Source organism: Seonamhaeicola maritimus (assembly GCF_008056315.1).
Taxonomy (GTDB): Bacteria; Bacteroidota; Bacteroidia; order Flavobacteriales; family Flavobacteriaceae; genus Seonamhaeicola; species Seonamhaeicola maritimus.
In genome coordinates this window covers 15714-37430 of the sequence record NZ_VRKQ01000010.1, presented here as the reverse complement: position 1 = coordinate 37430, position 21717 = coordinate 15714, and the positions used below count along the sequence as shown (strand labels likewise).

Below are 21717 nucleotides of genomic sequence, written 5' to 3'. Positions count from 1 at the left end.
CTATATATTTATCTAACTACCATTCGTTTATCCTGTTAGAATCTAATTTAATAAATATGAATATTAAAATTGTAAACGCCCATAGTCCAGAACCACCATAACTAAACATGGGCAACGGTATACCAATTGTTGGAATCAATCCCATCACCATACCAATATTTATAAAGAAATGAATAAAAATAATGGATGCTACCCCGTAACCATAAACTCTACTGAATTGAGATTTTTGTAATTCCGCCAAATGAAGAATGCGTAATAATAACAAAACAAAAACAACAACAACAAAAGTACAGCCCAAGAATCCCCACTCTTCGCCAACGGTACTAAAAATATAATCGGTATGTTGCTCAGGTACAAATTTCCCGGTAGTCCTTGTGCCTTCCATAAAACCTCTTCCTGTAAAACCTCCTGAACTGATTGCTTTTTCAGATTCGTTTAAGTTATAGGCGAAAGTTCTTTTCATTTGCTCAAGCTTAGCAGGATCTTTTTCTAAACGCAGCCATAGGCTAATACGGTCCTGCTGGTGAGGTTGTAAGATACTTTGATAAAAGAATTTCACTCCAAATGATAATGCTATTGACAACAATAAAATGAATACAGATTGAAAAAGTGAAACTTTTTTTCTATTAAAAAAGTAATAGGTAAAAATAAGAATGGACGCAATAAATGATGTAACAATTGCGCCAAACTTTAATGCCAAAATAGCTAAAACTATCATAGAGATTCCTATAGTTAAATAGTATTTTGGCAAACCTTCTCTATATAAAACAAAGAAAAAAGCACCATATACAATTGTACTACCAGTATCATTTTGAAGTAAAACCAATAAGGCTGGTATTATAATAATTATAAAAGTTTTTATTTGATCTTTGAGAGAATTAATATTGGTATTTAAATCACTAATATGTTTAGCTACAGCCAGGGCAGTAGCTGCTTTGGCAAATTCACTAGGTTGTAAAGTCATGCCTCCAATGGCGTACCATGAAGTAGCCCCATTTACATTTTTGCCAAAAATGAAAAGTCCAACCAAGGAAAGCATGGAAATAATGTAAATAACACTAGAAAACCGTTCATAAAATTTAGTGTCAATAGCTAATAAAACAACAACGAGACCAAAAGTTAAGAAAATGAATATAAGTTGTTTTCCATAAGATTGGTTGAAATCAAGATAGTTAAGTGTTTCTCCAGTGTGTGAAGCGGATATGATATTTAGCCATCCAAAGCCCACTAACAATAAAAAGAGTATGATTGTAATCCAGTCAAAGTTGAAATATTTGGTTCTACCTGTGTTCATTTATTGTTCTCTTTCTGCTAAAATACGATCATATTGTTCAACGGTCATCATTCCAGATTTTGCATTTATTTCGAATGGTTCTCCAAGAAACGGTTTGATGTATTCATGTTCTAGTGTGTAGGTTAGAATCCAATTTTCAAGATCTTTTCTAGTTATTTTCCTATTAATGTATTTTTCAATCATTAAAGTAGCAATTCTACCTGCAAATCGTGCGCCGTAATAGCCGTTTTCAACCAGTATGGCAAGAGCAATTTGCGGGTTATCTTTAGGAGCAAATGCTACAAAAATAGAATGATCGGTTAACTGCTTTCGTTCTCCATCAATTTTAGTAAAGTTTTCTGCAGTTCCAGTTTTACCACAAATTTCAATTCCAGAGGCATTTAAAAACCAAGCTGTACCGTTAGGTCCATAAACATCATGTAAACCTTCAATAATAGGTTCAAAATGGTGTTTATCTATTGATGTTTCGTGTTTATTTGTGTATTTAGAAGGTATGGTGTCATTTTCAATTTTTTTAATGATGTGAGGTGTAAAATAATGACCTCTATTTGCTATGGTAGCCATTACATTTGCTAACTGAATAGGGGTGACTAATACTTCTCCTTGACCAATTGAATTCGAAATAATGGTTGTTGATCCCCATCTAAAATCAGGATACCACTTGTCATAATAAGAGCCATCAGGAATATTTCCTTTTTTGCCAATAGAAAGATCATAGCCCAAATATTCACCTAAGCCGAAACTTTTAATATGGCTACTCCAAACATTCATCCCTTCAGTAGCATTGTTATATTTGTCAATAGTTTTTCTGAAGGCATTAGCAAAATATGAATTGCATGATTTTGAAATACCATTATTAAGTACTCTAGTACCTCCTCCACAGTGGCACCCCATGGGTCTGCTACCGCCATAATGGTATGCTCCAGAACACCTAATTGAAGTTTGTTCATCTATAGCACCTTCCTGTAATGCAGTCAACGCTATAAGAGTTTTAAAAGGTGAACCTGGTTCATGCATTCTTAAAAGACCTTTATCAATTAAAGGAAGGTGGATAGAATCTTTATTTAATTTAGTGTAATTTCCAGACCTTTTTCTTCCTACAAGCAAATTTGGGTTATATGAAGGCGCTGATATCAAACTCAATATTTCTCCACTTTGGGGTTCTATAGCCACAATACCTCCAACCTTATTTTTCATCAGAAATTCTCCGTATTCCTGGAGTTCAGCATCAATGGTAATGGTGACATCTTTTCCAGGAATTGGTATGGTGTCTTTTTCACCATTTTTATAGGGACCAATATCTCTGTTGAATCTGTCTTTTTGGATAAATTTTACGCCCTTAATGCCTCTTAATTCATTTTCATAAGACTTTTCAATACCTTGTTTCCCAATAATATCACCGCTTAAATAATAGCCATCATTTTTAATCTCTCTTTGATTAACTTCAGCTATATAACCCAAAACATTGGCGCCAATAGTGGTTTGGTAATCTCGTAAAGACCTTTTTTGAATATAAAACCCTTTAAACTTTCGCATTTTTTCCTGTAAAACAGCATAATCTTCTTTTGATAAATGCGAAACGAAAACGGAAGGAAGTCTTGGAGAGTAATTTCTAGCCCTTTTATAAGTTTTTAAAAAATTTTCTTTATCAATTTTCAGAAGACTGCAAAACTCAATAGTATCCAGAGGCTCTACTTCTCGTGGAATCACCATGACATCATATGAAGGTTGGTTTGAGACTAAAAGCTCTCCATTTCTGTCGTAAACAAAACCTCTCTTCGGGTATTCGTAAACTTTTCTAATAGCATTATCTTCATACAAATCGTGTCCACTTGAAGTGTAAATTTGCAAGTAGAATAGTCTTGAAATGAATAAAAGCCCAACAAAAATTATAGAAGCAAAAAGTAAAAATTGTCTCATTTAGTTTTTCTACTAAAAATAACAGATATAATTATACTCAATAAAATAGTAAATATACTTGAGAATAACGTTTTTTCAAGTATTAAAAGTATGTTGGAAATATTAAATATTTCTAATGAAAACAAAACAATATGATGCAACGGCACTAATAAAGAAATATAGATAAGTTTTGAACCAAAATCGACAGATCCAAACCTGACTGTTTGGTGCTCATATATCATACCGAAAGATGATTTTAAAAGTAAAGGTCTAACATAGGCTATAAAAACACTTGCCCCAGCATGAATGCCACCTGAATCTAAAAACATGTCAATTGATAGACCTAAAATAAAGCTTACTAAAATAAGTACTAATCTGTTGTTCTTAACAGGGAAAAATGCTATAAATAAAATGTAAACATAGGGGTTTATGTAACCCAGAAAGTTTATGTTGTTAAAAATGATGACCTGCACTAATACTAATGCTATGAAACGAATTATATTTCCAGTAATAGCATTATTCATTTAAAAGTGTATTTATTTCTTCTCTATGTATGTTCTCTATAAGATAAACATGTTCTAAGTTGGTCATGTCATTGAATAGTTTCACGTTTATCTCATAAAAATTTCCGGCGGCATCATTATTAAAATCTTGAATGGTTCCTATACCAATATTCTTTGGGAAAATAGACGATTGTCCGGATGTTATGATAGTGTCCCCTTTTTTCAAATTGGCATTAATTTGAATGTCAACAAGCTGAACTAGTTCAGAGCTTTTGCCGTTCCATTTTAAAGACCCTAAGTGCCCTGATTTTTTTAATTGTGCACTAATCCTGCTATTAGTATTTAAAATTGATATTACCGTTCCAAAGCGGTTGCTAGTTTTGTCAACAATACCAACAATGCCCTTGGTAGTTATTACGCCAAAATCTTCTTTTATACTATCTCTTTTGCCTTTGTTTATAGTTAGAATATTGTCGGTTAAAGAAAAGTTGTTTTTTATAATGTTTGCAGGGTAAAATTTATAGGCTTGTTCAAAAGAGGTGTTGTTTGTAAAGACTGAATCTTTATTTTTATCAATATTAAAAAGTAATTCTTTTAACCTATTGTTTTCTTCAGAAAGTAATTGGTTTTGAGATTTAAGGTTGAAATAACCACTGATGTCGTTTACCGAATTGTAAATACCGCCACTTAAAAAATTGGCAGAATTTATAAATTTACTCTTGTGATAAGAGTGTGATTGAATGGTAAATACAATTGAAATAAAAAACAGCGATAAGAACAATAGGAAATTTTTGTTCCGTATTATAAAATTTATAATCTGCTGCATGCTTTAAGCCCTATTTTATCAATACACTTTTGTATTTAGGTAAATTTTTAAGTGTAATTCCTGTACCTCTAACTACGGCACGTAAAGGGTCTTCTGCTATATAAACTGGTAAATCTGTTTTTTGAGATAAACGTTTGTCTAAACCTCGCAACATGGAACCTCCACCAGCAAGATATATGCCAGTATTATAAATATCTGCAGCTAATTCCGGCGGTGTTTGAGATAAAGTTTCCATAACGGCATCTTCAATACGCAAAATAGATTTATCCAAAGCTTTAGCAATCTCTCTATAAGAAATTGTTACTTGTTTAGGTTTACCAGTAAGTAAATCACGTCCTTGAACACTCATGTCTTCTGGCGGTAATTCTAAATCTTCAGTGGCCGCACCAATTTGAATTTTTATCTTTTCAGCAGTACGTTCTCCAACGTATAAGTTGTGTTGTGTACGCATGTAATAAACAATATCATTTGTGAAAACATCACCTGCAATTTTAACCGATTTATCACAAACAATTCCACCAAGTGCAATGACTGCAATTTCCGTTGTTCCACCACCTATATCAACTACCATGTTTCCTTTAGGTTGCATGATGTCAACCCCAATACCAATAGCTGCAGCCATTGGTTCATGTATTAAATAAACTTCTTTTCCGTTAACACGTTCAGCACTTTCTTTTACCGCACGCATTTCAACTTCAGTAATTCCTGAAGGAATACAAATAACCATCCTAAGAGCAGGTGTAAAGAACTTCTTTTTTAGTGCTGGTATGTTCTTAATAAACATACTTATCATTTGCTCTGAAGCATCAAAGTCTGCAATTACACCATCTTTTAGTGGTCTAATAGTTTTTATATTCTCATGAGTTTTTCCTTGCATTAAACTAGCTTCCTGTCCTACCGCAATTATTTTTCCAGTAATTCTATCTCTTGCTACAATTGAGGGAGAATCAACTACAACTTTGTCGTTATGAATAATAAGCGTATTTGCAGTACCTAAGTCTATTGCTATTTCTTCGGTTAGGAAGTCAAAAAAGCCCATGTATTTTTAGTGGTTTATTGGGTTAGTAAACGAAATCTTGTAAATGTAATAAAAGTTACTAAATATACGCCCTATCAAAGCATTGAAAATGCTATTAATTTTAGGCATTTGATTGTTATACGTCTTTTATCGATTTTCAGACTATAGGTTTTTCGTTTTTTAACTCAAATTAATGTTTGAAATGACGTGTTCCAGTCATAACCATGGCCACATCATTTTCGTTACAGTAATCAATGCTTAATTGATCTTTTATTGAGCCGCCTGGTTGAATAACGGAAGTAATTCCAGCGTTTTTAGCAATCTCAACACAATCAGGGAAAGGGAAAAATGCATCACTGGCCATAGCAGCTCCGTTCAAATCAAAATTAAAAGAACTTGCTTTATGAATAGCTTGCTGTAAAGCATCTACACGACTGGTTTGCCCAGTTCCGCTAGCGCATAACTGCTTGTTTTTAGCTAAAACAATAGTGTTAGATTTGGTATGTTTACAAATTTTCGAAGCAAATAGTAAGTCTTCAATTTGAGAATTGGTAGGAGTTATGTTTGTTACACTCTTTAGGTCTTCAGCTTTATCAGTAATATTATTTCTGTCTTGAAGTAAAACACCATTTAAACAACTTCTTACGTTCATTTTTGGCATTTCAACATCATGAATTTCTAATAAAATTCTATTCTTTTTGCCTTTTAATACTTCTAATGCATCAGAAGCAAAAGAAGGAGCTATTACAACTTCACAGAATAATTTATGAATCTCTTCAGCCGTAGCTAAATCAATCTCGGTATTACTAATTAAAACACCTCCAAAAGCAGAAACCGGATCACCAGCTAAAGCGTCAACATAGGCCTGGTGTAAATTATCACGTTGCGCTAAGCCACAAGCATTGTTGTGTTTTAAGATGGCAAAAGTGGGTGCGTCGTTTTTAAATTCTAACATCAAGTTTACGGCAGCATCAACGTCTAATAGATTGTTGTAACTTAGCTCTTTACCATGAAGTTTAGTGAATAACTCATCAAAATTCCCGAAGAAAAACCCTTTTTGATGAGGGTTCTCACCATAACGTAAAACTTTACCTTTTGTTTCACTAATTTTTAACGCTGCTTCATTATGTTCTTGATTGAAATAATTGAAAATTGCTGTATCATAGTGGGATGAAACATTAAAGGCTTTACCAGCAAAACGCTTTCTGTCTTCTTCTGAAATAGTACCGTTATTAGCCGATATTAATTCTAAAAATTCAGCGTAATCATCAACAGAGGACACACAAATTACATCGGCATAATTTTTAGCAGCAGCCCTAATTAAAGAAATGCCACCTATATCAATTTTCTCAATAATGTCCTGATTACTAGCTCCAGAAGCAACTGTTTTTTCAAATGGGTATAAATCAACAATAACTACATCAATTTGAGGGATATCGTATTCCACTAATTCGGCAACATCACCATCATGGTTTTGTCTGTTCAAGATACCTCCAAACACCTTTGGGTGTAATGTTTTTACACGTCCGCCCAAAATAGAGGGGTAAGATGTTATGTCTTCTACAGGAACAACTTCAACACCTAAATCATTTATGAATTTTTCGGTACCACCTGTTGAGTAAATGGTTACACCTTGTTCATCTAATTTTTTAACAATTGGTTCTAATCCGTCTTTACTAAAAACTGAAATTAATGCTGATTTAATGGTTTTTTCGTTGCTCATTCCTGCTGAATTTTAATGCGATTTGTAATAAAACGCAAAAGTAGTTATTTCAAGTAAAATATCAGCTTAACAATTCTGAAAAATGAAGCTGTTTTTTTATCGAAAAGAAAGAGTTGTTAATATCTATAAAATTCCAGCCACTTTTTCGCAAACAAACTCTAAAAAGCGTTCATCAGCTTCGGTGAAAGGATCAGGGGTATTGGAGTCGATATCAATCTGACCAATATTTTCGCCATTTACAAAAATAGGAATGACAATTTCAGCCTTAACGGTTATACTGCAGGCTATATAGTTATCCTGGGCAGATACATCTGGTACCACGAAATTTTCATTGCTCACAGCAACTTGTCCGCAAATTCCCTTTCCAAAAGGAATTACAGTATGGTCTGTGGGTTCACCAATATAAGGCCCTAAAATGAGTTCTTCTTTGCCGCCATTTCTAAAATAAAAACCAACCCAGTTATAGTAGCTTATATGCTTTTCAAGAAGTTTGCAAATTTTTATTAAACGAGTATCAACCGGTTTGTTGGTTTCAGAAATAATAAATTCAACCTGTGGTTTTAATTTCTCAAAAATCATATTTATGTGTGAATAGTTGAGCAAATGTATTCAAAAAGGTGTAATTTCGAAATTAAGATTTACAATATATCTATATAGCTATTTGAAGGCACTCTTTTTAAAATATAAGGCGGTTGTAAAATTTATACTTACATTTTTAATTGTTTATGGGGCTTTATCCCTGTTGTATGATTTATATTTGAGATATTCAGGAAGCACAAAATATTATCCAGATTATTTTACCAATTTAGTAGCGAGACAAACAGAAATTCTTTTAAATACAGTTGGGTACCAGTCTCAGATACTTCCCCACCCCAATGAGCCTTCAATGAAACTTATTCTTAATGGTAAATATTTGGCTAGGGTTATTGAAGGTTGCAATTCTTTTAGCGTCATTATTTTATTTGTGTCTTTTGTAGTTGCTTTTTCAGGAAAAATAAAAACAACAATTGTATATATACTATCTGGTAGTGTTATGTTGTACGTAGTTAATCTATTCAGAATTGTATTATTAACCATAGGTTTGTACCATTATCCGGAGTATGAAAACATTTTGCATACCGTAGTTTTTCCGGCTATTATATATGGAATGGTTCTATTGCTTTGGGTTTTGTGGGTAAATAGATTTTCAAAAATTGCACAACAACATGAATAAGGCGGTAAAATATATTGTTCTTTTTTTACTCTTTGGATTATTGATTTTGGTTCGTTATTTTGAAGATGCTCTATTCTATGACCCTTATTTGATTTTCTTTAAAAATGATTATTTATATATAGATAGTCCAAGGCGAGAAGTAGCCAAATTAGTTGTGTTTACCACGTTTCGTTATGTGCTGAATGCCATTATTTCATTGAGTATTTTATATGTTTTTTTCAAGAGTAAGAGCATTATTAAATTTTCAGTGATTATCTATTTTGGATCTTATGTATTACTAATGTTGGCCTATATGTATTTTGTTGTAAACCCTAGACAAGAAGACTATTATATGTTTTTTAATGTACGTAGGTTTTTAATACAGCCCATAATTTTATTGCTTCTAATTCCAGCTTTTTACTATCATAAACTTAGGAAATAACCTCTCTTAAATGTTAATCATTTAATAAAATAAGAGGCTTAACTTTCTAAGTTTTGTATTTTTGCATTGTGATAAAATCATTTTTACATAAAAGTTTTGCTGTTTCTTTGGCGCTGCTTGTTCTATGTTCAACAATATCAGTTACTATTGAAAAACATTTCTGTGGCGATACTTTGATTGATGTATCTCTTTTTGCGGAGGCCGAAAAGTGTGATATGGAAACCGAAGAAATGGCTTTAAAGAAAACCTGCTGTAAAGATGAAATTGATGTTGTTGAAGGTCAGAATGAACTAATTGTTTCTTTTGACGATTTAGATTTTGAACAACAACTATTTATTACTTCACTTGTATATTCATATGTTAATCTTTTTGAAGGGGAGCCTAAGAAAATAATTCCTCATAAAGATTACTCACCACCCAATTTGGTCAAAGATATATGTGTTTTGGACCAAGTTTTCCTGATTTGATTTTTTAATTCTTGTTGGTTTAGCTGAATATTTCGGCTGCCTAGAAACTAAATATCTTTCTATAGATATAACGAATTATTAAATCAAAATTATTTCAAAAATGAAACAGATATATACAGTTACAGGAATGACCTGTAGTGGTTGTAAAGCTTCAGTTGAAGAAGCTTTGAGCAGTCTAGCAGATGTTCAAGAAGCATCTGTAGATTTAAGAACGTCCCAAGTGGTTTTAGAATTGAGCCATAAGATTTCCGTTAAAAAACTACAAGAAGCACTTTCAGATAAATATGCCATTTCAGAAAATAAAGAACTTATACAGTCTGAAGAAAAATCAGAATTAAAACAGTTATTTCCATTGTTTTTGATCTTCGGCTATATCATTATAACCAGTGTTCTTTTGAATTTTAAACCATGGGATACAGGTAGTTTTATGCTTGACTTCATGGGGCTTTTTTACATTGTTTTTAGCTTTTTTAAACTTTTAGATTTAAAAGGCTTTCCGCAATCTTTTAGAATGTATGACCCGTTAGCTAAAGTCATGCCTATTTACAGTTGGATATATCCGTTTATTGAAGTGGCGCTTGGAATTATGTTTTTAATGCGAATTGAAATTCCAATGGCATTAATTGCCACCCTAATTATTTTGGGAATTACAACTATAGGAGTTACTAGAACATTGTTGAATAAAAAATCTATTCAATGTGCTTGCTTAGGTACAGCATTAAAATTACCAATGACCAAAGCTACATTTATTGAAAACAGTATTATGATTGTTATGGCAATTATAATGCTCATAAATCTAAATTAAAACAAACGTCAGTACGATTGGTTTTAAACTGAAAGCTTCTCTACTTGACGAAAAGATAAAATGAAAAAAATAATATACATATTATTAATGTTTCCAATTATTATCTCATCTCAAAATTCAATTAGTGGTGTGATAATGGAAGCTAATGATAAAAATGAATCCATTCCGTTGGCAGGAGCCAATGTGTATTGGTTAAATACTTCTGTTGGTACGGTAACAGATATTGATGGTAAGTTTGCCTTAGAATATTCAAAAGAGTATACTAAGCTTGTAATTAGTTATGTGGGGTTTAAAACTGACACTATTACAGTTTCAGAGCTTAAACCAATTCGGCATTGGCTACAACCCACAGATAATTTGGATGCCGTTACCGTGACCACAAGAAAACAAGCTACTGCCAAATCTTATTTAAAAGCTCAAAACGTTATAACGGTGAGTAGTGATGAATTACTGAAAGCAGCTTGCTGCAACTTATCAGAAAGCTTTGAAACGAATCCATCTATTGATGTGAATTTTGCAGATGCAGTTACAGGGACAAGGCAAATAAAAATGTTGGGACTGACCAGTCCTTATATTTTAATTGCTACTGAGAATATTCCATCTATCCGCGGGGCATCTCAGGCATTCGGATTAAGTTTTATTCCTGGTACTTGGGTAGAGAGTATTCAAATTACCAAAGGGGCAGGAAGTGTGGTTAATGGTTACGAAAGTATTGCAGGTCAAATTAACGCAGAACTTGTAAAACCTACTACAGATGACAGATTGTTTGTGAATTTATACGGGGCCAGTAGCGAGCGTATGGAGTTGAATACCCATTTAAATACCAAAGTGAGTGACAAATGGGATACAGGTTTGTATTTACATGGCAGTACACAGCAGGAAGAGCATGATGTAAATAATGATGGATTTATGGATATGCCAAAGTATCATCAAATAAATTTGATGAACCGATGGCAGTACACTAATCTAGAAAAAGGGTTTGTGAGTTTTATTAATTTAAAAGTTTTAAATGATGAAAAACAAATGGGGCAATTGGGTTTTAACCCTAACACGGATAAGTTGACTACGAATGCTTGGGGGAGTGAAATTGATACCGATCGTTTTGAAATTTCAACAAAATTAGGTTATGTTAATCCGCAGGTGCCTTGGCAAAGTCTAGGTGTGCAAACCGCTTTTAGTAGTCATAAGCAAGAATCTTATTTTGGCTTGAATACATATGATATTACCCATAATAGTGTGTACGCTAATGCCATTTATAATTCTATTATTAGTGATTCGCGTCATAAAGTAAAAACAGGTGTTAGTTATACTTATGATCACTATGATGAATTGGTTAATTCTAATATTTATGAGCGAACAGAAACTTCGGTTGGAGGATTTTTCGAGTATTCCCATGACAACTTAGAACTGTTTAATTTGACGGCCGGTATACGTATTGATTATCATAATTTGTTAGGAACGTTTATAACACCTCGCGTTCATGCTCGTTATTCGCCATGGAGTAAATCGGCATTCAGAGCTTCTTTTGGAAGAGGTAAAAGGAGCCCTAATATTTTTGCCGAGAATCAAAACATGTTTGCTACTTCCAGAAATATTGTTGTTAATGATGTTGGAGGTAATATCTACGGTTTAGATCCTGAAATTGCCTGGAATTATGGTTTTTCATATCTGCAAGGTTTTAACCTTTTTGGAAGAAAGGCAGACATAACATTTGATTATTATAAAACTGACTTTAAAAATCAAGTGGTTGTAGATTATGAAAATCCACTAGAGATAAGTTTTTATAATTTAGAAGGAAAAAGTTACGCTAATAGTTTTCAAACAGAGGTAAACTACAATCCGTTTGAGCATTTTGATTTACGATTGGCGTATAAATTTTATGAAGTAAAAACACAGTATAATTCGGGTAAGTTGTATAAACCATTGGTTCCAAAACATCGATTCTTTACTAATGCAGGTTATAAGACCCAAGTAAAGGAAAATGGTGCCCAATGGAAGTTTGATGCAACTTTTAATTGGTTGGGAGAACAGCGGTTTGCATCTACAGCGTCAAATCCTATTCAATATCAACTACCTGAGAATACACCAACAATTGCAACCTTAAATGCACAATTAACCAAGGTGTTTTCTCCTAAATTTGAAGTATATTTAGGTGGTGAAAATATTACCAATGTAAGACAAAACAATCCAATTTTAGGGGCTAATGATCCGTTTGGAGCGAATTTTGATACTACATTTGTATATGGTCCTGTTTTTGGCAGTATGTATTATGCAGGTTTAAGATTTAAAATAAATAACAAACAAAATTAAAACATGAAAAAACTATTAATAATAGTATTGATGCTTACCGGAACGTTAAGTTTTGCTCAAAATAAAAATGCCAAAGCCACTACTGAAGTAGATGGTGTTTGTGGTATGTGTAAAGCAAGAATTGAAAAAGCATGTTTAAATACTAAAGGAGTTAAATTTGCTACTTGGGATGTGAAAACGCATCAATTAAGTTTGATTTTTGATGAACGCAAAACCAGTTTAAAAACAATTGAAGCCAGTGTTTTGGCAGCTGGTCATGACGTAAAAGAATCTAAGGCTACTGATGAGGCTTATGCATCTGTTCATGCTTGTTGTAAATATAGAGATGATGATGTGAAGGATGCTCATCAAGAAGGTGAGGAGCATAAAAAAGGAGATGGACATAATCATTAATTGAAATTTATATTAAGAAAAGCTCAAACTTTTAGTTTGAGCTTTTTTATTGGCATTAAAATTGATTTAGATGTTTAGGTAAATGAGGTTAAAAGCAAGATAAAATTGATTTAGCCCGAATTGTTAGATATGGTTAACTTGCTCACCTTAAAATTACACAAAATGAAAAAAGCTTTTTTATTAATAATTATTGTATTTCAAATTAAAGTTACTGCCCAAATGGTGCAGCCAATTAGTGCTGTTTCTGGTGAGAAATGGGAGTTACAGGAAAATCGTTCAGATGAGTTTAATGACACAGAAGTAGATTATAAAAAATGGCAAAAAAACCCTACTCATGTGCAAACGTGGACATGGGATAATAAAAATAATGCTGTAGAAGGAGATGGTATTGTAAAGCTTATTGCCAGATTTGATGATGAGGGAGCAGATAGACGTTTTTTTGACAGCTGTACCAAAGAATCAACACCAGACTATGATTTGTTTTTTACTTCGGCAATATTGAAGTCTCATAAAACCGGTACTTACGGGTATTATGAAGCAAGAATTAAAGGAGCGCCGTTATTTCCTGGAGTTTCACCTGCTTTTTGGATGTATAGTAGTATTGATGATAGTTTAGTTGAAGAAGGAGCGGTTAGATATAGTGAGGTTGATGTAGTGGAGTTAACCCAAAGAGGTAATAGGGTTGAGGGAAATGAACGTATCACAGATCATAACTTACATGCTATTACTTCAAATGGGAAACCTGGAAATAGAGGAAGAAATTGGATGCGTCCTAATAACCCTAAATATTATGAAAGTCAGCGTAATGAATATCATGCACCTTTTGATCCTAGAATTGATTTTCACGTGTATGGTTGTGAGGTGAATAAGGAAGAAATTGTATGGTATGTTGATGGTGTTGAAGTGGGAAGGAAAACTAATAAATTTTGGCACAGACCTATGAATGTAGCTTTGTCTCTTGGAATTAGAAACCCATATACCATTTTTAAGTGTAATGGTTTTGCTGTTCCGCCAAAACTTACCAAGGAAGAGCAAAAGAAATTTCCTGTAGCTATGGAGGTAGATTATGTTAGGGTCTGGAAAAAAGAATAATAGAAAGTTCTAAGATGAAATAAAAAACGCTTCCATATTCTGGAAGCGTTTTTAATACTATATTTATGACGATTAGCCATTACATCATTCCTGGCATTCCGCCACCACCCATTGGAGGAATAGCAGGAGCATCTTCTTTAATATCTATTAAAGCACACTCAGTAGTTAAGATCATACCGGCTACAGAAGCAGCATTTTCTAAAGCAATACGAGTTACTTTTTTAGGATCAATAATTCCAGCTTTAAGCATATCAACATACGCTTCAGATTTGGCATCGTAACCAAAATCTTTTTTGCCTTCTAATACTTTATTAATAACAACAGAGCCTTCGCCGCCAGCATTTTCAACAATTGTACGTAATGGAGATTCAATAGCTTTATTCACTATTTGAACACCTGTTGTTTCGTCTAAGTTCTCAGTAGTTATTTTTTCTAAAACAGCCTTTGCTCTAACAAAAGCAACACCACCTCCAGCAACAATACCTTCTTCTACAGCAGCTCTTGTTGCATGTAAAGCATCGTCAACACGGTCTTTCTTTTCTTTCATCTCTACTTCAGAAGCAGCACCTACATATAGTACAGCAACTCCACCAGCTAATTTAGCTAATCGTTCTTGAAGTTTTTCTTTATCGTAATCAGATGTAGTCGTTTCAATCTGAGATTTAATTTGGTTAACTCTAGCTTTGATAGCTTCAGCATCACCAGAACCGTTAACAATTGTTGTATTGTCTTTATCAACTGTTACAGTTTCAGCAGTTCCTAACATGCTTAGGTCTGCATTCTCTAAAGTAAACCCTCTTTCTTCAGAAATAACAGTACCGCCAGTTAAGATAGCAATGTCTTCTAGCATAGCTTTACGTCTGTCACCAAATCCAGGAGCCTTAACAGCTGCAATTTTTAAACCTCCACGTAGTTTGTTAACTACTAAAGTAGCTAATGCTTGCCCGTCTACATCTTCAGCAATAATTAATAACGGACGACCCGATTGAGCAACAGGCTCTAATATTGGAAGAATCTCTTGTAAGTTAGAGATCTTTTTATCGAATAATAAAATGTACGGATTTTCTAAATCGGCAATCATTTTATCAGAATCAGTTACAAAGTAAGGAGATAAGTAACCTCTGTCAAATTGCATACCTTCAACAACATCAACATATGTTTCCATTCCCTTAGCTTCCTCAACCGTAATAACTCCTTCTTTACCAACTTTAGCAAAGGCTTGGGAGATTAACTCACCAATAGTATCATCATTATTAGCGGAAATTGCAGCAACTTGTTTGATTTTTTCAGAAGAGTTTCCTACTTCTTGAGATTGACTTTCTAAATCTGCTGTAATTGCTTCAACGGCTTTGTCAATACCACGTTTTAAATCCATAGGGTTAGCACCAGAAGCAACGTTCTTTAAGCCTTCTTTTACAATAGCTTGAGCTAAAACTGTTGCGGTAGTTGTACCGTCACCTGCTAAATCATTAGTTTTAGAAGCAACTTCTTTTACCATTTGAGCACCCATGTTTTCATGCTCGTTATCTAATTCTATTTCTTTTGCTACTGAAACACCATCTTTAGTCACCTGAGGAGCTCCAAAACTTTTAGAAATAATTACGTTTCTTCCTTTAGGTCCTAATGTTACTTTTACCGCATTAGCTAATGCATCAACGCCACGTTTTAATCCATCACGTGCTTCAATATCAAACTTTATATCTTTTGCCATTTTAATTTAGTTTTTGATAATTATACAATAGCAAGAATATCACTTTCTCGCATAATTAAATAATCGTTTCCTTCTAGTTTTAATTCTGTTCCAGCGTATTTTCCGTATAAAACGGTATCGCCAATTTTAACAGTTATAGGCTCGTCTTTTGTGCCAGGTCCGGCAGCAACAACGGTTCCTTTTTGTGGTTTTTCTTTTGCATTATCTGGAATAATAATTCCAGAGGCTGTTTTAGTTTCAGCTGCAGCAGGTTCTATTACAACTCTGTCTGCTAATGGTTTAATGTTTAAGCCCATTTTCCTATATAGTTTTTATTAATTGAATTATTTAACGCTTTAGCGTTATGCTAAAAATGTGCCAATACTTATGAACTGACAAACTTGCAGCAATAAAAAATGCCAACTGTATAAGTTGGCATTTTTTATAATGTTTTATCACTGTATTAATTTGTTGTATCTACAGCGGTTGTGTTGTCAGTTGCAGGTTGTGCTGTTGGTACTGGTAACGGAACTTCTGATGCCGCTTCAGTATCTAACGCTTTAGAGTCTATATTGTCTCCTCCTGTGTTAATAGCAACGTTTGACGCTAGTATTAATACTAGTAAAAAAGTTGCTAAGTACCATGTACTTTTATCTAAAAAGTCAGTGGTCTTTTTTACACCACCTAATTGTTGGCTTCCACCGCCTCCAAAAGTAGATGATAAACCACCACCTTTAGGGTTTTGCACCATGATTACCACTATTAGCAAAAATGCTACTATTACTATTAAGGCTAAAAATATTGTAAAATTACCCATTACTCTTTTTTATTTTGTTCTTGTAATTGTTCTACTGCTTTAATTTGGTTTGCAAAGAAACTACTTTTTTCTGGATATTTCAAACTTAAAATCTTATAAGACTGAATTGCTTTTTTATAGTTTTTTTGCTCTACATAAATACGCGCTAAAGTCTCCGTCATTAAGGCTTCAGGTTTGATCATTTGAGCCTTAGCTAAATTGCCTTTTTTGCCTGAGGATATTGCCGGTTTTATTTTAGGATTATCACTAATAAATTTATCTATAAGTTCAAACTTTTTAGCCTTTTCTTCTTTTATCGAATTGTCAGCTTTAGTTTCTGTGTTTTTTATTTCTGGTGTTTCTCTTTCTCTGTCAATTGGTTTAAACCTAGTAAGTTTTAACCATTCATTAAAAGAGTGTTTCTCGGTTTTATCAAATTGAAGTGGTTTGCCTAAATTCAGAATTTCATTTGCTGATAATTCTGGACTTTCTACAACTTCGGTTGCACTTTTTATAATTTCAGATTCATCTAGAGTAAAACTTGCTTCCTTAGGAGGAAGAGGTTCTTTAGGCTGAAACAAAGTTGGGTCTAAAACACCATCTGTTTCTTTAATCTGACGTTTTAAAGCTTCGTCAATAGCTACACTTTTGTTGACGGAAATATCTTCTGCATCAACATTTATATCTTTTAAATGTTCAATATTTTGTTTAATAAACTGAGATATTTCGTTCTGAATGAAAATATCTGAGGTTATAAAATCGAATAAAATACTTCTGTCTGTTGTGTATGCTGCTGTAGTTTTTAACTCCTGATTGTACTTAAAACTACTTTGGTTTTTTAGTCCTTTAAGGTAAACAGCACGAGCCGATTGAAAATAGGGAAACTCATCAATTATTGATTTTACGGCATTAGTTTGCTCATGCGAAATATCCTGAGGGTGCTGTAAAATATGTATAAAATCTGATGAGTTCATTGGCTTGTACCAAATTTAACTATTTCTTACCACCTAGCTAGGGTAGCGTTAAATATATCTTGCGTTAAACGGTCTAATATCTCTTCGTGAGCTGTTTCTTTTTGTGCGCCTACTAATTGAGCACTACCAGGGAAATCATAGAAAAAAGAAAAACTTTGTTCTAGATCGTCTTCTTCATTATTCGTGTTATAGAATCTTACTTTTACTGTTATTGTTAACCTGTTTTGAGCAGCTGTATTTTCGGCAGTTGCTGTTGTTGGAGCAATTCGGTAATCTGTAATTTCTCCTTCATAAATTAGGTCTGCCCCAGAAGGTTCTAGCCTATAGTTTGTTTGATTCTGTATTAAATCTTCAAGTGCCAATTTAAAATCACGGTCTAAACCTGGTTCAAATAATAATGAAGTATTTTCAAATTTATTAACTTGGTACGTCTCCGCTATTATTGATGTAGGTGGCGTAAAACTGTACTGAATTTTGCAATTAGTAAAAAGTGCAAATGTTATAGTAAGAAGGATTAATTTTATGTTTTTCATTTATTTGATTGCATTCTTGCCTTCACAGTAATGACAGGTCTTTTAAATTTAACGGTAAATTATAAATCAAATTGTTTAATTTTTCTATATAAAGTGCGTTCACTAATACCTAATTCGGCAGCAGCTAATTTACGCTTTCCGTTGTGACGCTCAAGTGATTTTTTTATTAATTCTAACTCTTTATCATGTAATGATAAAGTTTCTTCTTCTTGAATCTCTTCGGCAAAATGATATTTATCCTGAACGCTTACAACTTCATCAGGTGTGGCAGTGTGTTCTGGTATCGATAATACTTCGGTTTCTTGAACAGGTTCCTCGTAAACTTCACTTTCATTATCGTCTTCGCCATAAATTTTTTGAATGAGGTGTTCTTGGTCTTTTTCAACATCTTTTATATTACCACCTTTCATGAGCTCCATGGTGAGTTTCTTTAAGTCGTTTAAATCGCTTTTCATGTCGAATAAAACTTTATAAAGAATTTCGCGTTCACTGCTAAAATCACTTTCAGATTTTGATGTTTTTACAACTGCAGGCAAATTGGTTCCTGAAGTTGGTAAATAACCACGAAGAGTATCGGCAGAAATTGTTCTGTCTTGTTCTAAAACCGAAAGTTGCTCAGCAATATTTCGTAGTTGACGGACATTACCGCCCCAACGATGTTTAGTTAAAACCTGTACTGCATTATCTGTTAACTTAACCGTTGGCATTTTGTACTTTAAAGCAAAGTCACTGGCAAATTTTCTAAACAATAAATGTATGTCTTCCCTTCTCTCACGCAGCGGAGGTAAATGAATGTCAACAGTGCTCAAACGGTAATACAAATCCTCTCTAAATTTTTCTTTTTCTATGGCTTCAAACATGTTAACGTTTGTGGCTGCAACTATGCGGACGTTTGTTTTTTGTACTTTACTAGAACCAACTTTTATAAATTCTCCATTTTCTAAAACACGTAATAAACGTACTTGGGTAGTTAATGGTAATTCTCCAACTTCATCAAGGAATATTGTGCCTCCATCGGCTACTTCAAAATACCCGTTTCGGGTTTGGGTTGCACCTGTAAAAGCACCTTTTTCGTGACCGAATAATTCACTGTCTATGGTTCCTTCAGGAATGGCTCCACAGTTAACAGCAATGTATTTATTGTGTTTTCTATGGGATAACTGATGAATAATTTTAGGAATACTTTCTTTACCAACACCGCTTTCTCCTGTTACCAGAACAGAAATGTCTGTAGGGGCAACTTGAATGGATTTTTCAATAGCGCGATTTAGTGATGGCGTATTACCAATGATACCAAAACGTTGTTTTATTGCTTGAACTGATTCCATTTAATTTTCTATATATTCTGAAGTTCCTTTTCCGCTTTTATCATTCAGCCACACCCAATTTAACTTCAGTTTAATTTTATTATTCTTATCTAAACTAATTTTTGCAACAGCTTTACCTGCTTTTAATTCATTATCAACAGTTAAACATTGATAAAGCATATTGATTTCGTCTTTTTCTAAATAGCCAATTATTTTTCCGTACTTAATTGTTCCTCCATTGTAATCAGCTGTAATCAAAGTCTTTTCTTGCTTATATCTAAACAAGGTTTCGGAATTAACCTCTCCGTTTTCTGAATTTTCAACCAATGAAAATATCTTATTATTAATGTTGAATTTCGTCATTAATTATTTTCTGAATACCCAACCGCTTCACCAAGTAAGGTGGCGCTTGTGCAATCCGTAATTTTCACGTTTACAAAATCACCTACCTTATAATTTCCTTTGGGGAAAACTACCATTGTGTTTTGGCTGTTTCTACCAGACCAATGTTGGTCTGAACGCTTTGAAGCTTTTTCAATAAGTATTTCTTCAACTTTGCCAACGTGTTCTTGCGTGCGCATTAATGCGTGTTTTTGCTGTAAGGCAATAATTTCGTTTAAACGGCGCTTCTTTGTGTCTAAAGGAATGTCGTCTTCTAGCTTGCGTTCTGCTAGTGTTCCAGGTCTTTCTGAATAAGCAAACATAAACCCAAAATCATACTTTACATATTCCATTAAACTTAAGGTGTCTTGATGATCTTCCTCAGTTTCTGTAGGGAAACCAGCAATCATATCCTGACTTATTGCACAGTCTGGAATAATACGCTTAATATTATCAATAAGTTCAAAATACTCTTCACGTGTATGTAATCTATTCATGGCTTTTAAAACACGATCACTGCCACTTTGAACAGGTAAATGAATGTATTTACAAATGTTATTATACCTAGCCATGGTTTCAATAACATCTAATGTCATATCCTGAGGATTAGATGTTGAAAAGCGGAATCGCATTTTTGGTTGTGCTTCAGCACACAACTCTAAAAGTTTGGAAAAATTAGTGGCTGTAGCTTTTTGTAAACCGGAGGCTTTATCAAAATCTTTTTTAAGTCCGCCACCATACCATAAATAGCTGTCTACATTTTGCCCAAGAAGGGTTACTTCTTTGTAACCTTTATTCCATAAATCATTAACTTCTTCTAGAATACTTTGTGGGTCTCTACTGCGCTCGCGACCCCTAGTAAAAGGCACAACACAAAATGTACACATATTATCACACCCTCTAGTAATAGATACAAAAGCAGTAACACCGTTACTGTTTAACCTTACAGGAGCAATATCTCCGTAGGTTTCTTCTTTAGAAAGGATAACGTTAATAGCATCTCTACCTTCATCAACTTCGGCTAAAAGGTTTGGTAAATCTTTGTATGCGTCTGGTCCAACTACCAAATCAACAATTTTTTCTTCTTCAAGAAACTTAGCTTTTAAACGTTCTGCCATACACCCCAAAACCCCAACTTTCATGTTTGGGTTACTTTCTTGCTTTACCGCATTATATTTTTCCAAACGTTTACGTACCGTTTGTTCTGCCTTATCTCTAATTGAGCAGGTGTTTACTAAAACCAGATCAGCTTCCTCTAAATTTTGGGTGGTGTTGTAACCTTGTTGGTCTAGAATAGATGCTACAATTTCACTATCAGAAAAATTCATTTGGCAACCGTAACTTTCAATAAAAAGTTTGCGCTTGTTGCTTTCCTTTTGCTCTAAAACTAAAGATTCTCCTTGTTTATTTTCGTCTATAATCTTTTCCATAATATGCTTGAACCGGTTATGGTCAATAAGTGTGCAAAGATACAATTAATTTATATTTTCTGACAAAGTGTCAGATTCATTTTTAAGTTAAATTTTCGAAGTTTGTTTTGGTTTAGGCGCAACCATTTTTAAGAATAGGTATCTAGTTAATAAAATAAGCTAAATCAAAAATCATGCTCCGACTGACTGAAAAAGTGCTTTTCTTTTTCATTATAATATTCTCTTTTTTAAATACGCAATGCGAAGAAGATGTTATAATTGATGATTTGCTATGTGATTTCACTACTGTTATTGACGAAACCAAATATGCAAATTTAAGCTCTGATAATTTTACTTTTGTTAACGCAGAAATAGAAGGAGATTGTTTGTCTATTGAAATTGGAGCTTCAGGGTGTGATGGAAGCACTTGGAAGTTTGAGTTAATTGATTCTGGAGCTGTTGCTGAGTCTTTTCCTGAGCAACGTTATTTAAAACTGAAATTTATAAATAATGAAGACTGTTTAGCATATTTTGAAAGAGTTATATCTTTTGATTTAACACCAATTCAAGTGCAAGGAAGCAATAAAATTATACTTCATCTTGATGGCTTAGATGAGTCACTGGAGTATTCTTATTAAATTAGACAAATCATTAAAAATAAAG

General features: G+C 33.4%; 23 protein-coding genes. 8 read left to right on the top strand and 15 right to left on the bottom strand.

Features of this window, described 5'->3' with window-relative positions:
• Positions 1 to 16 precede the first annotated feature (16 nt).
• The 7 genes from rodA to FUA22_RS08225 form a co-directional block, all read right to left on the bottom strand.
• On the bottom strand, positions 17 to 1294 hold the full coding sequence (rodA, locus tag FUA22_RS08255) for a rod shape-determining protein RodA (RefSeq protein ID WP_147767497.1): 1278 nt from the start codon (positions 1292 to 1294) through the stop codon (positions 17 to 19).
• The gene (gene mrdA / locus FUA22_RS08250) at positions 1295 to 3214 is read right to left on the bottom strand and encodes a penicillin-binding protein 2 (protein WP_147767496.1); all 1920 of its coding nucleotides are present in this window, start codon (positions 3212 to 3214) and stop codon (positions 1295 to 1297) included. It abuts the gene before it with no gap.
• Complete coding sequence (locus FUA22_RS08245) at positions 3211 to 3717, bottom strand: rod shape-determining protein MreD (RefSeq protein WP_147767495.1); 507 nt, start codon at positions 3715 to 3717, stop codon at positions 3211 to 3213. The genes mrdA and FUA22_RS08245 overlap by 4 nt, the downstream gene beginning before the upstream one ends.
• A complete protein-coding gene (mreC, locus tag FUA22_RS08240) occupies positions 3710 to 4522 on the bottom strand; it encodes a rod shape-determining protein MreC (RefSeq protein WP_147767494.1) in 813 nt (270 codons plus the stop codon). The genes FUA22_RS08245 and mreC overlap by 8 nt, the downstream gene beginning before the upstream one ends.
• Positions 4523 to 4532: 10 nt before the next feature.
• Positions 4533 to 5561: a rod shape-determining protein gene (locus FUA22_RS08235; protein ID WP_147767493.1), complete on the bottom strand. Its 1029-nt coding sequence runs from the start codon at positions 5559 to 5561 to the stop codon at positions 4533 to 4535.
• A 169-nt stretch (positions 5562 to 5730) separates the two neighbouring features.
• On the bottom strand, positions 5731 to 7263 hold the full coding sequence (gene purH, locus FUA22_RS08230) for a bifunctional phosphoribosylaminoimidazolecarboxamide formyltransferase/IMP cyclohydrolase (protein ID WP_147767492.1): 1533 nt from the start codon (positions 7261 to 7263) through the stop codon (positions 5731 to 5733).
• Between the two features lie 123 nt (positions 7264 to 7386).
• Positions 7387 to 7842, bottom strand: a complete 456-nt coding sequence (locus tag FUA22_RS08225) for a GAF domain-containing protein (RefSeq protein ID WP_147767491.1) — start codon at positions 7840 to 7842, stop codon at positions 7387 to 7389.
• An 82-nt stretch (positions 7843 to 7924) separates the two neighbouring features.
• Between FUA22_RS08225 and xrtF the strand changes: the two genes are divergently transcribed.
• The 7 genes from xrtF (at position 7925) to FUA22_RS08190 (ending at position 13964) form a co-directional block, all read left to right on the top strand.
• Positions 7925 to 8476 (top strand): exosortase family protein XrtF, encoded by a 552-nt coding sequence (xrtF, locus tag FUA22_RS08220; protein WP_241664789.1) that lies wholly within the window; start codon positions 7925 to 7927, stop codon positions 8474 to 8476.
• Positions 8469 to 8897: an exosortase F system-associated membrane protein gene (locus FUA22_RS08215; protein ID WP_147767490.1), complete on the top strand. Its 429-nt coding sequence runs from the start codon at positions 8469 to 8471 to the stop codon at positions 8895 to 8897. Before xrtF ends, FUA22_RS08215 begins: the two co-directional genes overlap by 8 nt.
• 68 nt (positions 8898 to 8965) lie before the next feature.
• Positions 8966 to 9364: an HYC_CC_PP family protein gene (locus FUA22_RS08210; protein ID WP_147767489.1), complete on the top strand. Its 399-nt coding sequence runs from the start codon at positions 8966 to 8968 to the stop codon at positions 9362 to 9364.
• Between the two features lie 100 nt (positions 9365 to 9464).
• A complete protein-coding gene (locus FUA22_RS08205) occupies positions 9465 to 10169 on the top strand; it encodes a heavy-metal-associated domain-containing protein (RefSeq protein WP_147767488.1) in 705 nt (234 codons plus the stop codon).
• A 60-nt stretch (positions 10170 to 10229) separates the two neighbouring features.
• Positions 10230 to 12479 (top strand): TonB-dependent receptor plug domain-containing protein, encoded by a 2250-nt coding sequence (locus FUA22_RS08200; protein WP_147767487.1) that lies wholly within the window; start codon positions 10230 to 10232, stop codon positions 12477 to 12479.
• Positions 12480 to 12482: 3 nt separating this feature from the next.
• Positions 12483 to 12872 carry a heavy-metal-associated domain-containing protein gene (locus FUA22_RS08195; protein ID WP_147767486.1) on the top strand — a complete coding sequence of 130 codons (390 nt, stop codon included), beginning with the start codon at positions 12483 to 12485 and terminating at the stop codon, positions 12870 to 12872.
• Positions 12873 to 13034: 162 nt separating this feature from the next.
• On the top strand, positions 13035 to 13964 hold the full coding sequence (locus FUA22_RS08190; protein WP_206667096.1) for a family 16 glycosylhydrolase: 930 nt from the start codon (positions 13035 to 13037) through the stop codon (positions 13962 to 13964).
• Positions 13965 to 14043: 79 nt separating this feature from the next.
• Here FUA22_RS08190 and groL read toward each other — a convergent pair whose 3' ends face one another.
• From groL to miaB, 8 genes are all read right to left on the bottom strand, one after another.
• Positions 14044 to 15675, bottom strand: coding sequence for a chaperonin GroEL (gene groL / locus FUA22_RS08185; RefSeq protein WP_147767485.1), 1632 nt, complete (start codon positions 15673 to 15675; stop codon positions 14044 to 14046).
• A gap of 20 nt (positions 15676 to 15695) precedes the next feature.
• Positions 15696 to 15971: a co-chaperone GroES gene (locus FUA22_RS08180; RefSeq protein WP_147767484.1), complete on the bottom strand. Its 276-nt coding sequence runs from the start codon at positions 15969 to 15971 to the stop codon at positions 15696 to 15698.
• A gap of 146 nt (positions 15972 to 16117) precedes the next feature.
• Positions 16118 to 16471, bottom strand: coding sequence for a preprotein translocase subunit SecG (gene secG / locus FUA22_RS08175; protein ID WP_147767483.1), 354 nt, complete (start codon positions 16469 to 16471; stop codon positions 16118 to 16120).
• Positions 16471 to 17424 carry a hypothetical protein gene (locus FUA22_RS08170; RefSeq protein WP_147767482.1) on the bottom strand — a complete coding sequence of 318 codons (954 nt, stop codon included), beginning with the start codon at positions 17422 to 17424 and terminating at the stop codon, positions 16471 to 16473. The genes secG and FUA22_RS08170 overlap by 1 nt, the downstream gene beginning before the upstream one ends.
• Before the next feature lie 26 nt (positions 17425 to 17450).
• On the bottom strand, positions 17451 to 17957 hold the full coding sequence (gene lptE, locus FUA22_RS08165) for an LPS assembly lipoprotein LptE (protein ID WP_147767481.1): 507 nt from the start codon (positions 17955 to 17957) through the stop codon (positions 17451 to 17453).
• A 59-nt stretch (positions 17958 to 18016) separates the two neighbouring features.
• The gene (locus tag FUA22_RS08160) at positions 18017 to 19285 is read right to left on the bottom strand and encodes a sigma-54-dependent transcriptional regulator (RefSeq protein WP_147767480.1); all 1269 of its coding nucleotides are present in this window, start codon (positions 19283 to 19285) and stop codon (positions 18017 to 18019) included.
• Complete coding sequence (locus FUA22_RS08155) at positions 19286 to 19627, bottom strand: hypothetical protein (protein WP_147767479.1); 342 nt, start codon at positions 19625 to 19627, stop codon at positions 19286 to 19288.
• Positions 19627 to 21075 (bottom strand): tRNA (N6-isopentenyl adenosine(37)-C2)-methylthiotransferase MiaB, encoded by a 1449-nt coding sequence (miaB, locus tag FUA22_RS08150; protein ID WP_147767478.1) that lies wholly within the window; start codon positions 21073 to 21075, stop codon positions 19627 to 19629. Before miaB ends, FUA22_RS08155 begins: the two co-directional genes overlap by 1 nt.
• 173 nt (positions 21076 to 21248) lie before the next feature.
• On the opposite strand from miaB, the gene FUA22_RS08145 reads away from it, so the two are divergent.
• Complete coding sequence (locus FUA22_RS08145; RefSeq protein ID WP_147767477.1) at positions 21249 to 21692, top strand: hypothetical protein; 444 nt, start codon at positions 21249 to 21251, stop codon at positions 21690 to 21692.
• The last annotated feature ends 25 nt before the right edge of the window (positions 21693 to 21717 follow it).